6 protein-coding genes, 2 tRNA genes, 2 rRNA genes and 1 pseudogene are annotated in these 14,661 nt (G+C 43.1%); 9 read left to right on the top strand and 2 right to left on the bottom strand.

Features of this window, described 5'->3' with window-relative positions:
* Positions 1–144: 144 nt before the first annotated feature.
* From ABC765_RS07315 to ABC765_RS07285, 7 genes are all read left to right on the top strand, one after another.
* Positions 145–3,066 (top strand): 23S ribosomal RNA (locus tag ABC765_RS07315).
* Positions 3,067–3,150: 84 nt separating this feature from the next.
* Positions 3,151–3,267: ribosomal RNA gene (rrf, locus tag ABC765_RS07310) — 5S ribosomal RNA — on the top strand.
* A 5-nt stretch (positions 3,268–3,272) separates the two neighbouring features.
* Positions 3,273–3,345 (top strand) — tRNA-Val (locus tag ABC765_RS07305).
* An 11-nt stretch (positions 3,346–3,356) separates the two neighbouring features.
* Positions 3,357–3,428 (top strand) — tRNA-Gln (locus tag ABC765_RS07300).
* A 335-nt stretch (positions 3,429–3,763) separates the two neighbouring features.
* Complete coding sequence (locus tag ABC765_RS07295; protein ID WP_347980073.1) at positions 3,764–6,913, top strand: HsdR family type I site-specific deoxyribonuclease; 3,150 nt, start codon at positions 3,764–3,766, stop codon at positions 6,911–6,913.
* Positions 6,914–6,929: 16 nt separating this feature from the next.
* A complete protein-coding gene (locus ABC765_RS07290) occupies positions 6,930–8,573 on the top strand; it encodes a type I restriction-modification system subunit M (protein WP_347980072.1) in 1,644 nt (547 codons plus the stop codon).
* Positions 8,566–9,801 carry a restriction endonuclease subunit S gene (locus tag ABC765_RS07285; protein ID WP_347980071.1) on the top strand — a complete coding sequence of 412 codons (1,236 nt, stop codon included), beginning with the start codon at positions 8,566–8,568 and terminating at the stop codon, positions 9,799–9,801. The genes ABC765_RS07290 and ABC765_RS07285 overlap by 8 nt, the downstream gene beginning before the upstream one ends.
* Before the next feature lie 38 nt (positions 9,802–9,839).
* On the opposite strand, the gene ABC765_RS07280 is transcribed toward ABC765_RS07285, so the two are convergent.
* Together ABC765_RS07280 and ABC765_RS07275 are read right to left on the bottom strand one after the other, a co-directional pair.
* Entirely contained in the window at positions 9,840–10,757 is a 918-nt protein-coding gene (locus ABC765_RS07280; RefSeq protein ID WP_270360909.1) for a site-specific integrase, read from the bottom strand.
* A 42-nt stretch (positions 10,758–10,799) separates the two neighbouring features.
* Positions 10,800–11,936, bottom strand: a pseudogene (locus tag ABC765_RS07275) (restriction endonuclease subunit S); the annotation flags it as partial.
* Positions 11,937–12,141: 205 nt separating this feature from the next.
* On the opposite strand from ABC765_RS07275, the gene ABC765_RS07270 reads away from it, so the two are divergent.
* Positions 12,142–12,960, top strand: coding sequence for an oxidoreductase (locus ABC765_RS07270; RefSeq protein ID WP_347980070.1), 819 nt, complete (start codon positions 12,142–12,144; stop codon positions 12,958–12,960).
* Between the two features lie 467 nt (positions 12,961–13,427).
* The gene (locus ABC765_RS07265) at positions 13,428–14,582 is read left to right on the top strand and encodes a 5-methyltetrahydropteroyltriglutamate--homocysteine S-methyltransferase (RefSeq protein WP_347980069.1); all 1,155 of its coding nucleotides are present in this window, start codon (positions 13,428–13,430) and stop codon (positions 14,580–14,582) included.
* Positions 14,583–14,661 lie beyond the last annotated feature (79 nt).

Below are 14,661 nucleotides of genomic sequence, written 5' to 3'. Positions count from 1 at the left end.
GTCGTTTGACTGGTGCTTGTACTTTGAAAACTAAATAATATTTATTTCTTTATTCACAATTAAACCGAGAACACCGCGTTATTTGAGTTTTATTAACGAAATTAATCGCATACTCAATAACTGAGGTGATCGTAAGATCATCAAGGTTAAGTTATGAAGGGCGCATGGTGAATGCCTTGGTACTAGGAGCCGATGAAGGACGGGACTAACACCGATATGCTTCGGGGAGCGGTAAGTACGCTTTGATCCGGAGATTTCCGAATGGGGAAACCCAATCATCTTAGTCGATGATTGCCTGAGCAGTGAATACATAGCTGTCAGGCGGTAGACGCAGTGAACTGAAACATCTAAGTAGCTGCAGGAAGAGAAAGAAAATTCGATTCCCTGAGTAGCGGCGAGCGAAACGGGAAGAGCCCAAACCAACGAGCTTGCTTGTTGGGGTTGTAGGACTGAACATTTGAGTTACCAAAGTGCGACGTAGTTGAAGTCGTTGGGAAGCGACGCCAAAGATGGTGATAGCCCAGTAAACGAAACGTCACACTCTCAGTTCAGGATCCTGAGTACGGCGGGACACGTGAAACCCCGTCGGAATCCGCGAGGACCATCTCGCAAGGCTAAATACTCCCTAGTGACCGATAGTGAACCAGTACCGTGAGGGAAAGGTGAAAAGCACCCCGGGAGGGGAGTGAAACAGTTCCTGAAACCATGTGCCTACAAGCTGTCGGAGCACATTTACGTGTGACGGCGTGCCTCTTGCAGAATGAACCGGCGAGTCATGATTGCGTGCAAGGTTAAGGTGGAAAAACCGGAGCCGCAGCGAAAGCGAGTCTGAAATGGGCGTACGAAGTACGCAGTTATGTACCCGAAACCAGGTGACCTACCCATGTCCAGGTTGAAGGTGCGGTAAAACGCACTGGAGGACCGAACCCGTATCAGTTGAAAATGGTTGGGATGAGGTGTGGGTAGCGGTGAAATTCCAAACGAACTTGGAGATAGCTGGTTCTCTCCGAAATCTCTTTAGGGGGAGCCTCGAGGTTTAGAATCATGGAGGTAGAGCACTGTTTGGACTAGGGGCCCGTCATGGGTTACTGACTTCAGATAAACTCCGAATGCCATTGATTTTTACTCGGGAGTCACACGGTGAGTGATAAGATCCATCGTGGAAAGGGGAACAGCCCAGATCATCAGCTAAGGTCCCTAAATATATGCTAAGTGGAAAAGGATGTGGAATTGCACAGACAACTAGGATGTTGGCTCAGAAGCAGCCATCATTTAAAGAGTGCGTAATAGCTCACTAGTCGAGTGACTCTGCGCCGAAAATGTACCGGGGCTAAGCATATTACCGAAGCTATGGATGCATCCATCAGGATGCGTGGTAGGAGAGCGTTCCAAGGGCGATGAAGTCAGACCGTAAGGACTGGTGGAGCGCTTGGAAGTGAGAATGCCGGTATGAGTAGCGAAAGACAGGTGAGAATCCTGTCCACCGAATGACTAAGGTTTCCTGGGGAAGGCTCGTCCTCCCAGGGTTAGTCGGGACCTAAGTCGAGGCCGAGAGGCGTAGACGATGGACAACAGGTTGATATTCCTGTACCAGTTGATTGTGCTTGAGTGATGGAGTGACGCAGAAGGCTAAGCGATCCGGACGATTGGAAGTGTCCGGCCAAGCAGCAAGTCAGTTGATGAGTCAAATGCTTATCAGCAGGTTGACAAGCTGTGACGGGGAGCGAAATTATAGTAGCGAAGTCGTTGATGTCACGCTGCCGAGAAAAGCTTCTAGCGAATAATCAACTGCCCGTACCGCAAACCGACACAGGTAGTCGAGGAGAGTATCCTAAGGTGAGCGAGCGAACTCTCGTTAAGGAACTCGGCAAAATGACCCCGTAACTTCGGGAGAAGGGGTGCTGATCGCAAGATCAGCCGCAGTGAAAAGGCCCAGGCGACTGTTTATCAAAAACACAGGTTTCTGCAAAATCGTAAGATGAAGTATAGGGGCTGACGCCTGCCCGGTGCTGGAAGGTTAAAAGGAAGAGTTAGCTTCGGCGAAGCCCTGAATTGAAGCCCCAGTAAACGGCGGCCGTAACTATAACGGTCCTAAGGTAGCGAAATTCCTTGTCGGGTAAGTTCCGACCCGCACGAAAGGCGTAACGATCTGGGCACTGTCTCAACGAGAGACTCGGTGAAATTGAATTGCCTGTGAAGATGCAGGCTACCCGCGACAGGACGGAAAGACCCCATGGAGCTTTACTGTAGCTTGATATTGAGTGCTTGTACTGCTTGTACAGGATAGGTAGGAGCCATAGAAGCCAGGACGCTAGTTTTGGCAGAGGCGCTGGTGGGATACTACCCTTGCATTATGATCACTCTAACCCGCACCACTGATCGTGGTGGGAGACAGTGTCAGGTGGGCAGTTTGACTGGGGCGGTCGCCTCCCAAAAGATAACGGAGGCGCCCAAAGGTTCGCTCAGAATGGTTGGAAATCATTCGCAGAGTGTAAAGGCACAAGCGAGCTTGACTGCGAGACAGACAGGTCGAGCAGGGACGAAAGTCGGGCTTAGTGATCCGGTGGTTCCGCATGGAAGGGCCATCGCTCAACGGATAAAAGCTACCCTGGGGATAACAGGCTTATCTCCCCCAAGAGTCCACATCGACGGGGAGGTTTGGCACCTCGATGTCGGCTCATCGCATCCTGGGGCTGTAGTCGGTCCCAAGGGTTGGGCTGTTCGCCCATTAAAGCGGTACGCGAGCTGGGTTCAGAACGTCGTGAGACAGTTCGGTCCCTATCCGTCGCGGGCGTAGGAAATTTGAGAGGACCTGTCCTTAGTACGAGAGGACCGGGATGGACATACCGCTGGTGTACCAGTTGTTCCGCCAGGAGCATCGCTGGGTAGCTATGTATGGATGAGATAAACGCTGAAAGCATCTAAGCGTGAAACTCGCCTCAAGATGAGATTTCCCATTCCTTATGGAAGTAAGACCCCTCAGAGATGATGAGGTAGATAGGATGGAAGTGGAAGTGCCGCGAGGCATGGAGCGGACCATTACTAATCGGTCGAGGACTTAACCAAGTTTAGGGTGTTTCGATTGAACGTGAGAAGAATAGATATTGTTTAGTTTTGAGAGTGCAAGCTCTCAGTCCTGAAAAGGATTAGTGTGGTGATGATGGCTTGAAGGATACACCTGTTCCCATGCCGAACACAGAAGTTAAGCTTCAACGCGCCGAAAGTAGTTGGGGGATCGCTCCCTGCGAGGATAGGGCATTGCCATGCATTATGGAGGATTAGCTCAGTTGGGAGAGCATCTGCCTTACAAGCAGAGGGTCACAGGTTCGAGCCCTGTATCCTCCATTTTTGTTTATTGGGCTATAGCCAAGTGGTAAGGCAACGGTTTTTGGTACCGTCATGCGCTGGTTCGAACCCAGCTAGCCCAACTGATTAACCGTCAGATGACATTACGTCGTGTGGCGGTTTTTTGTTTACGATCGATTGAGTGTACTTAACGTGCTTCTCACTCAGGTTTGTTTGATAAATACGAATTAAGATTAGACAGTGTAGAAAATCAATTTTAGATGAAATCCCCACGTTTTAACTAAAACAGTGGAGAATTGTTGGTTGGGTAATAGCCACTATGCCAAAATCCTACATAATGATAGCCGATGAAAAAATCAAATTATTTCACACTATTAAAAAACTTGTATAAAACGGCCAATATACACCTGCCCAAAGGTTATAATTTAATAGTAAAACTATATTGGGAAGGTAATCTATGAAAAGCAATAATACAGAAGAACTAGCTTTTGAAGATGAATTGATTGAATATCTGCAGCATGTTGGTGCAAGTCGCCAATGGAAATATGAAGAAGAAATTAAAACAACCAATCAACTTTGGGCTAATTTTAGAAAGATTCTTGAACAGAACAACCAGGATAAGTTGGATGGCAAGCCGCTTTCAGACACGGAATTCAGCCAGGTGAAAAAACAGATTGAAAGCTTGGATAATCCTTATAAAGCCGGCATCTTTTTATATGGTGTCGGTGGTAAGAGCCAAGTATCGGTTGAGCGTGATGAAGATGGCAAGTCAGTGATTTTAACAGTGTTTGACCAAGACCAAATTGGTGGCGGCAATACTGTATATCAAATGGTTAATCAAATTCAGCGTGATCCGGTTATCAGTGGGAAAAAACCGCGTCGATTTGACGTTACGCTGCTGATCAATGGTTTGCCGATTATACAGATTGAGGAAAAACGTGATTCCATCAGTACGGATAAGGCATTTAATCAAATGAAGCAGTACCTTAGTGAACGTCAATATAGCGGAATTTATTCGACACTTCAGATTATTGTAGGGATGACGCGCAATGAAATTCGCTACATGGCTTTGCCAAATGATGCCGACCACTTTAACACAGACTTTGCCTTTGAATGGCAGGATGAAAAGACCAACCGTCCAATTCACGACTGGCAGGTGTTTGCATCCAAGGTACTATCAATTCCGATGGCACACCAGCTGGCTACCAATTACATGATTTTAGATGGTACGCCTTATCATCAAATGATTAAGGTTATGCGTCCTTATCAGGTGTATGCAACGCGTCGGGTAATGGATAAGATTAAAACGCATGATTTCGAAGTTGATGACCAGCGTTTGGGTTATATTTGGCATACAACTGGGTCAGGCAAAACAATTTCGAGTTTTAAAGCTGCCTGGCTTGCATCAAGGCAGCCAAACGTGGATAAGGTTGTGTTTTTAGTTGACCGAATCGCGCTCACCAATCAAACCGTAGCAGAATATAAAGCCTATGATCCTGAGAATGATTCCGAATCTAGTGGTGGCGTGGTAAAAGAAACTGCCAACGTCTCTGATTTGAGTCGTAAGCTGAAAAAGAAGGGTAACAGTGTGATCGTCACTTCAACGCAAAAGATGGCGACTTTAGTACGGCGGCGTGAATATACGGATCAGCAGCACGTGGTCTTTATCGTTGATGAGGCCCATCGATCGACCAGTGGCGACATGATCAAAGACATCAAAAAAGCCTTTCCTCATTCGGCATGGGTTGGCTACACGGGCACGCCAGTTTTTGATGATGAAACTGTGAATGGTACAAAAAGGAAAAACGCGGCTAAGATAACTACGACCAGAGATATTTTTGGTGATCCGCTACACATCTACACGATCAGAGAGGCAATTGCCGATCGAAATGTTTTGGGATTTAAGGTTGATTTCCAGACGACTCTGCCTAAAGACAGCCTGGAAAACGAGTACTTGCCAAAATACTTCAAAAAGATCAACCCAACGTGGACTGATGAGCATATTAAAGAACGAATTAGAAATCTAACGCCGAGTGACATGGACGATCTGATACAGCCGAGTGTTTATGATAATAACCGAGAACATGTGCGCTTGGTAGTCACGGATATCTTTAAGTACTGGTCGAATCGTTCGAATAAAGGATTGTATAGTGCGATTTTGACGACTCATGTTGGTGGTGGCAAGGCATCAACGCCAATGGCAATGATGTACTACGATGAGTTTCAACGTCAAAATAAATTAAGGCCTGCTGATCAACGCTTAAAAGTGGCGATTACGTTTAGCCAGGATACATCGAATGGAGAAAACCAGTATGAGAATAATCAAGGCTTGAGTCGTGCCATTAAAAACTACAATGCGGAATTTGGGACTGGCTTTGATGATACGACGGTAAAAGAATATACCGAAGACGTGGTTAATCGCCTGGCAAGAAATCTGGGTGACGATGCCACTAATCTGGATTTGGTAATTGTAGTTGATCAGCTGTTGACGGGATTTAATGCCCCGATGCTTAATACACTTTATGTCGATCGGACGCTGAAAGGGGCTAATTTAATCCAGGCATATTCGCGGACCAATCGTGTGCAGGATATGGAAAAAAAGCCGTTTGGACGAATCGTTAACTACCGCTGGCCTCAGCACGCAGAAGACTTGATGAATAAGGCGTTGACTCTCTATGCCAATCGCCAGTCAGCTGCCGTACAGGGCGAATTGATTGATCGCCCAGATGGAATCGTGGAAAAACCCTATGCTGAATTAGTTGATGAACTGGCAGAAGTTGTGAAGCAGATTAAGAATCTTACCGACAACTTTGATGATGTGCCAAAGAGCGAGAATTCACAGGTTGAGCTATGGCATACGATGCATCGGTATAATCATCTGATGGTAAAGATTAAACAGGATGATAATTACGATGAAAAGCATCCAGAAAAGCTGTTTGGGCAAGTTAATATGAATGCACAAGATGAAACGGCGCTGACCGGGCGTATTGCTACTAAGCTCAATAAATTGATTAATCAACGAAGAGGCGAGTCTGATGATGAGATGCCAATGCCAACGTTAAGAATGGAACACGTAAATGACGTCCGAGTCAATTATGATTATATTGAAGAACTATTGGCACAGTTGGCAAATCAGCTGCATGATGGTGATGAAGCTGGAGCGCAAAAAACGCATGAGCAGTTGCAGAGCTATACCAATCTAATTGAAGATGAAAAGTATGCTGCTCAGCTGGTGGCTTTTATCAAGGCCTTGTTCGATCGGGCAGTGCAGGGCGGTACTTATCCGCTTCAAGGCAAAGATGCGGGGAACCTGCTGCGATCATATGCTAAAGGCAGTGAATCAAATGATATTGAGCAGTTTATGCAAAAATGGGGCTTAGTGAACCTGAATAAAGATAAGATTACTCATTTGATTCAGCAGCATACGCTTGAACATGATGATCTGGATATGCAGGGGGAATTAGCCAATATTATTAAAGAAGCTCAAAAATCATACCAGACTACGGCACATGATCAAGAAGTCCGGAATCTGAAGCGGGTAAAATATCGAACCCATTTGCGGCAGGCCTTTAATGATTTTGCCGATACGATGAAACGCAAATACTAGAATTAGGAGAGTCAAAATGTCAAAAGCACAAGATGTATCAAGCCAACTATGGAGCATGGCAAACGAACTGCGTGGGACGATGGATGCCAGCGAATACCGTAACTATATCCTTGGATTTATGTTTTATCGCTATTTATCAGAAAAGCAGGAAAAATATCTGATTGATAATGATATTTTTGATCAGGTAGAAGGAAAGAGCATTAATGATCTGTATCGCCAAGACGCGGTTGGTGATGATTTAAAGGACTACCTGGAAGATATCTCTGGGGCGTTAGGATACGCAATTGCGCCAGAAGATACCTGGACGACATTGATGGAAAAAATTCATGACAGCAAGGCAAATGCCGAAGATTTTCAAAATATTTTTGATCATTTTGAAGAAAACGCGCAGCTTAATTCATTTGCCGAAAAGGACTTTCGTGGGGTTTTTGCCGATGTCAATCTGAACAATAGTCGGCTGGGAAACAATCTGGCCACGCGAACCAAAGCTCTGATTGCAACCGCCAAAATGGTAAACGACTTTGATTATTTTGATGAAAATGGTCATGATATCTTAGGAGACGTCTATGAATATCTGATTAAGCAGTTTGCCAGCAATGCCGGAAAGAAGGCCGGTGAATTTTACACGCCGCATGAAGTATCTAAGGTCTTGGCTAAGTTGGTAGCAGCCAACATGGATCTGAATCAAGAATCATTTTCAATCTATGACCCGACGATGGGATCCGGTTCCTTGCTGCTGACCGTGCGTGATGAGATTCCAAATGGTCGACAAAAGGGACGAGTACGTTTTTACGGCCAGGAACTGAACACGACGACTTACAACCTGGCGCGCATGAATTTAATGATGCATGGCGTTGACTATGGCAATATGACGCTGCGTAATGCTGATACTTTGGCAATGGACTGGCCAGACGGATTGGACCAAGATGGGGTTGATCGTCCTCACTTTTTCGATGCTGTTGTTGCAAACCCGCCATATTCACAAAAATGGGATGCTGATTCGAGTAAATTAAAAGATCCACGATTTAAGGATTACGGTGCACTTGCTCCCAAGGGTAAGGCTGACTATGCTTTCCTGCTGCACTCACTGTATCACCTGGAGCAAAATGGTACGATGGCGATTGTTTTGCCACACGGGGTTCTTTTCCGTGGAGCAGCAGAGGGCAAAATTCGCAAAGCCTTATTAGAAAAAGGACAAATTGACGCAATTATTGGGATGCCAGCTGGTTTATTCTATTCTACGGGTATTCCAACCATTATAATGGTCTTAAAAAAGCATCGTGATAATCGAGACGTTTTGTTTATCGATGCTTCAAAAGGCTTTGAAAAGGGCAAAAACCAAAATATCCTGCGTGATCAAGACATTGACAAGATTATCAAGACATATAAAAAACGCCAAGACGTCGATAAATACGCGCACTTGTCCACAATGGATGAAATTAAGGAGAACGAGTTTAACCTTAACATCCCTCGATATGTTGATACTTTTGAAGAAGAACCACCAATTGATATTGTGGCCTTGAGTAAAGAAATGCAGGACATCGATCAAAAAATTGCTCAAAGTGAAGCTGAATTTTTGTCATTGGTCGATGATCTTGATGTGAATGAACATACGCAATCCACTATTGATGCGATTAAGGCGGTGTTTAAGCATGACTAAACAAAATGAAAAGGATGCTAAACGAGTCCCAGAACTGCGATTTAAAGGCTTTACGGATGATTGGGAGCAACGTAAGCTGGGAGAGATAGGAGAAACTTTTTCAGGTTTATCCGGAAAAAATAAAAATGACTTTGGACATGGCGATGCGAGTTTCATTACTTATATGAATGTTTTTTCTAACTCTATTGCTGATCTTCGAGGTACTGAACATGTTGAAATTGATTCAAAGCAAAATCAAGTAATGTATGGTGATATATTATTTACCACTTCTTCTGAAACACCTGAAGAAGTTGGGATGTCTTCTGTTTGGCTTGGTCATATTAAAAATATCTATTTAAATAGTTTTTGCTTTGGATATAGAATTCTTGAAAAGCAAAATTTTGATTCTTATTATATGGCTTATTTACTTAGGGCTGAAAATTTCAGAAAGCGAATGACCGTCTTAGCTCAAGGCATATCTCGATATAATATTTCAAAAAAACAAGTGATGAATACATTTGTTAATTTTCCGACAATGGAAGAACAAAGGAAAATTGGCAAAGCATTATTCTTAATTGATAAAACTATCACTTTGCATGAGGAAAAGCAGCACCAGTTAGAACAGCTGAAAAAGGCTTTACTGCAAAAAATGTTTGCGGATAAAACCGGATATCCGGCGCTGCGGTTTAAGGGCTTTACTGAAAAGTGGGAGCAACGTAAGCCAAAAAATTATTTGAGGGAAAGTAGAATTTTAGGGTCAACTGGTGTAGATGCAAAAAAATTAACGGTTAAGCTTTGGGGCAAAGGTGTAGTCGAAAAGAAAGAATCTATATCCGGAAGTAACAATACAAGATATTATATTAGGCATGCCGGACAATTGATGTATGGTAAGTTAGACTTTTTACATGCTGCATTTGGCATAGTTCCCAAAGAATTAGATAAGTATGAATCAACGGCTGATTCGCCGGCTTTTGATATTATTGATGGTAATCCAAAATTTTTACTCGAATTTTTCTTGAGAAAGGAATTTTACTTAAGAAATGGTCAAAGAGCTAATGGATCCCGAAAAGCTAAGCGAATTCATGAAAAAGATTTTTTGGAAATGCCAATATTGGTTCCATACAAAAGCGAGCAAACAAAAATTGGAAACCTAATAAACTCTCTCGACAGAACTATCACTTTGCATGACAAGAAAATCCAGTATCTTAAACAACTTAAACGAGGATTATTGCAAAAAATGTTTGTCTAGATAAAAAGGATAGCGGCATGAAACCGTTATCCTTTTTGTTATAGTGATGCTAAATGCTGCATGATTTTTGAATTGTCCTTATTCTCTAACTCCTGAATAATATGGAGATAGGTTTGTTGAGTAGTTGTCATATCAGCATGTCCCAAACGCTTGGCAACACTCGCAATCGATACGCCCGCAAAAAGCAGCAAAGAAGCGTGAGTGTGTCTTAATCCGTGCACTGAAATTACTGGAATATCAAGTTCTTCACAGTACCGCTGTAAAAGATTATTGATGGTTGAATTAAATACACGTTTTTGGACAAATAAAGGCTGATCTTCAGGGAAGTCTTGAGTAACTCGGTTAAGTTGCATTGCTAATTTCCAGTCAATTGAAACTTTGCGAATCGATGAAGCATTTTTAGTCGGTTTAAAGCCACCCGCATAATTTTTATAGTCCCAAGTTTTGTCAACGTTAATAGTCTGTCCTTCTAAATCAATGTCTTTCTTGGTTAGTCCCAAAGCTTCACCAAAGCGCAGACCAGTTTTGGCAATGATTAAAATGAGCCAATCAAAGTTGGGGAACTTTGACAAATCAAGGTGGCGCAACAGTAATTTTAGCTCAAACTCATTTAAATATTTAGTTTTCTTCTCGGTTGGCGTTTTACCTTTGACAACAATTTTACGGGTTGGGTCTCGTTTTAAATAGCCTTCATCATACGCATCAAGCAGCATAGCTTTTAATTGATGGTGGAAGTCCATCGTAGTTGCTTTCTCATGTGTTTTGGCAAATTCATTTAAGATCTGCTGATACTCTAGTCGTGATACATCAACTAATTTAAGTTCTGGGGCAATCTGTTTTAAGTGCCGATATGATAGCCAGTACTTCTCTAATGTTCGCTCTCGGACTGCTCCATCCTTATACACCTCAATCCATTGAGCAAAGTAGTCATATAACAAAATTTGTTTTCTCCGCATAAAAAATCTCCTTAGCAAATGTCTTGCTAGGGAGATTTTAAATTAGACGAACATCTTTTGTAGTAATGCGCGCTTGAGACGCTTTAGATTATCAATTTTATGCTGGTGAAGAGTGATGAGGTGATCTAGCTTAGATAAATAATTACCTATCTTTTCTTGTTCTTCAATAGAAGGAATATTTAATTTTTGTTTTAACAAATCTTTATTTACCAGATTCGTCATCATTGTTGCTTTTGTTGTAGACTTTCTCAAAATATCCCGCATTATATTTTCATTATGAATATAGTACTTCCAAAACCAAAGATCGTGCTCTTTTTGTGTTGGCCTATATATATCAAAAACATGCGAGACTATGCCATTAGCTAAAGTATTCTCAACAAATCTTCCGAATTTAAATTTTTTGCTTTTATTACCTTCAAAAGCAATATCTCCAATGCGATAAACGTAGTAGGTTCTCATATATTTATCTGTTGAATTTTTGGGTGCAGTTCCCCATTTATTGTTAGCAACAGAAATAACTTTATCCTTAGAAAAAGACAAATCATTTTTTTCAGAAGACTTTTTGTAGATGTCAGAAAATTTTCGTTGCTCCCACTTTTCAGTAAAGCCCTTAAAACGGAGCGCTGGATATCCAGTTTTATCCGCAAACATTTTTTGCAATAAAGCCTTTTTCAGCTGTTCTAACTGGCGCTGCTTTTCTTCATGCAAAGTGATAGTTCTATCTATTTGATTAAATAAACGTCCTATCTTTTTCTGTTCTTCAAGAATTGGAATATTCAATTTTTGTTTTAACAAATCCTTATTTACCAGATTCGTCATCATTGTTGCTTTTGTTGTAGACTTTCTCAAAATATCCCGCATTATATTTTCATTATGAATATAGTACTTCCAAAACCAAAGATCGTGCTCTTTTTGTGTTGGCCTATATATATCAAAAACATGCGAGACTATGCCATTAGCTAAAGTATTCTCAACAAATCTTCCGAATTTAAATTTTTTGCTTTTATTACCTTCAAAAGCAATATCTCCAATGCGATAAACGTAGTAGGTTCTCATATATTTATCTGTTGAATTTTTGGGTGCAGTTCCCCATTTATTGTTAGCAACAGAAATAACTTTATCCTTAGAAAAAGACAAATCATTTTTTTCAGAAGACTTTTTGTAGATGTCAGAAAATTTTCGTTGCTCCCAAGCATTCTGACCCCTTAAACAATGTCGATGGCGACTTCAAAATGTACAAAAATGGCAATCTCAAATTGTACAATTATGGCAAAATAAATTGGCACATATTGATAAACCAATGGCGTCTTATGATGTTTATCAATCTGGTCATTTTGGATATACTAAGATCATCAAATACGAGTTAAGCAAATGGAGGTTAATTATGAGTAACAAAGTGATCTTGGTAACGGGTGCCAGCAGCGGAATGGGTTTTGAGACGGCAAAGGCTTTAGCACAGCAAGGCGATAAAGTTTATGGTGCCGCGCGTCGGGTTGAAAAAATGGCTGCCTTAAAGGAATATGGGGTAACGCCACTGAAGCTGGACATTACTGATGAAGCATCGAATAAGGCTGCCATTGCCGAAATTATTGCCAAGGAAGGCCGGATTGATGTCCTGGTTAACAATGCAGGCTATGGCAGTTACGGCGCGATTGAAGACGTTGATCTGGCAGAGGCCAAGCGCCAATTTGATGTCAACTTGTTTGGCTTGGCAGCTTTGACAAAAAACGTTTTGCCTTACATGCGTGCACAACACTCAGGTAAAATCATCAATGTATCATCGATGGGTGGCCGCTTGGTATCGTTTATGGGTGGTTGGTACCATGCAACCAAATATGCCGTTGAAGCTTTTAGCGATGCCCTGCGAATGGAAGTAAAGCAGTTTGGCATCGACGTAATTTTGATCGAACCAGGCGGCATCAAGACTGACTGGGGACACATTGCGGCTGATCATCTCGCTGCCTCAGCTAAGGGCGGCGCTTATGAAAAGACTGCGCTTAAGGTCGCTGAAGGGATGCACAAGCAATATAATGGCAACATGATGAGCAAGCCTCAGGTAGTCGTTAAGGCGACCGTCAAGGCAGTTAATGCGCGACGCCCTAAGCCACGCTATCTGATTGGGTTCGGGGCCAAGCCATTGGTATTTGCCCACGCCATTTTGCCAACGCGCGTATTCGACTTTATTATGATGCATGCTTCCTAAACCAGAAAATATCGCTTCTAAATTAAAGCTTTTTAATCTCATCTTGATGGAATCTAATAATTTTTAGAATAATGGTTGACATTTATCGTTATACCAAGTATTATAATCACAACAAAATTAGAAATTGCTTAGAAGAGATGAGTAGTCGCGGGCAACCCTTAAAGAGAACCGGGTTAGGTGAGAGCCGGGATCGTAAAACGCGATGAAGATGGTCTTGGAGCAAGTCGGTGGGCGAGCCGTTTGGTAAGCCGGCCGCGGGGTGACGTCCGATATCACGGTCCGGGTCTTCTAATTTTTAGAGTACTCAGTAAGGGCTAGATTGTGAGGTCTAGCTGAATCAGGGTGGTAACACGTTGAATAAGCAGTCAACGTCCCTGGGAGAAAGTGCAAGATGTGCTTTTCCCAGGGATTTTTGATTTCCTGAGAAGTCCTGCCAAACAAGCATTTTCGAAAGGAAGTTATCACATATGACGCAATCACAAACCTTAACTTTTACCAACCGCACGACTTCACCATTCCGTTATGACATTGTGGGCAGTTTCCTGCGCCCAGCCGAACTAAAGGCAGCCCGGGAAAAATTTGCCAATCATGAAATTGACCATGACGAACTGAAAAAAGTTGAAGACAAGTGTATCAAGGAACTGGTCGAAAAAGAGGCGCAAGCAGGTCTGCACGCAGTTACGGATGGCGAGTTCCGGCGTTCTTGGTGGCACCTGGACACGTTCTGGGGCTTTGAAGGCATCGCACACACGAATCCAGAGCATGGCTACTTTTTCCATGGTGAAGAAACTCGTGCAGATTCAGCGGCTGTGACAGGCAAGGTTCGCTTTAACGGCACGCATCCCGATCTGGAAGCCTTCAAATATCTCAAGAGTCTAACGGATGGCACGGATCTGATTCCACGCCAAAGCATTCCGGCACCGGCACAATGTTATGAAGAATTAGTATTGGGTGAGGGGAAGACCGAGGCAATCGCTGAATATTACTCATCCAAGGCAGAATTGGCCAAAGACGTTTCGCAAGCTTACCATGATCTGATTTTAGCTTTATATGATGCCGGCTGTCGTGACTTGAAACTGGACGACTGTACCTGGGGCTCAATTGCGGACAACGAATTCTGGCATTTGTTTGCAGAAGAGGGTCAAAGCCGTGAACTGTTGCAAGAACAGCTCTTAAAGATCAACAATGATGCCTTGGTAAACCTGCCAGCTGATTTGGTCGTGACTACGCATGTCTGCCGTGGCAACTACCACTCCACTTGGGCAACCAAGGGCGGTTATGGTCCTGTTGCTGATTATGTACTGGCGAAAGAAAATGTAACTGCCTTTTATCTGGAATACGATTCAGAGCGGGCGGGCGGTTTTGAACCCTTGGCGAAGGTCCCAGCTGATAAATACGTGGTGCTGGGTCTGTTAACCTCCAAATCTGGTGAATTGGAAGATCGGCAGGTAATCTTGGACCGCATTCAAGAAGCTGCGCAGTACCATGATCTGGACAAATTATGTCTGAGTACGCAATGTGGCTTCTCTTCAACTGAAGAGGGCAACATTCTGACTGAAGAACAGCAGTGGGCTAAGATTGCCTTAGTCAAGAGCATTGCCGAAGAAGTCTGGGGCGCTTAAAACAGTCTTGATTGATCTCCTTAATTGACATTTTTCCTAAAAAAACAGCATATGCAAAAGATCAACAATCGTGGGCTGA

The sequence above is a fragment of the Limosilactobacillus sp. WILCCON 0051 genome, from assembly GCF_039955095.1.
Lineage (GTDB): Bacteria > Bacillota > Bacilli > Lactobacillales > Lactobacillaceae > Limosilactobacillus > Limosilactobacillus allomucosae.
This window is presented reverse-complemented; position numbering and strand designations above follow the sequence as displayed.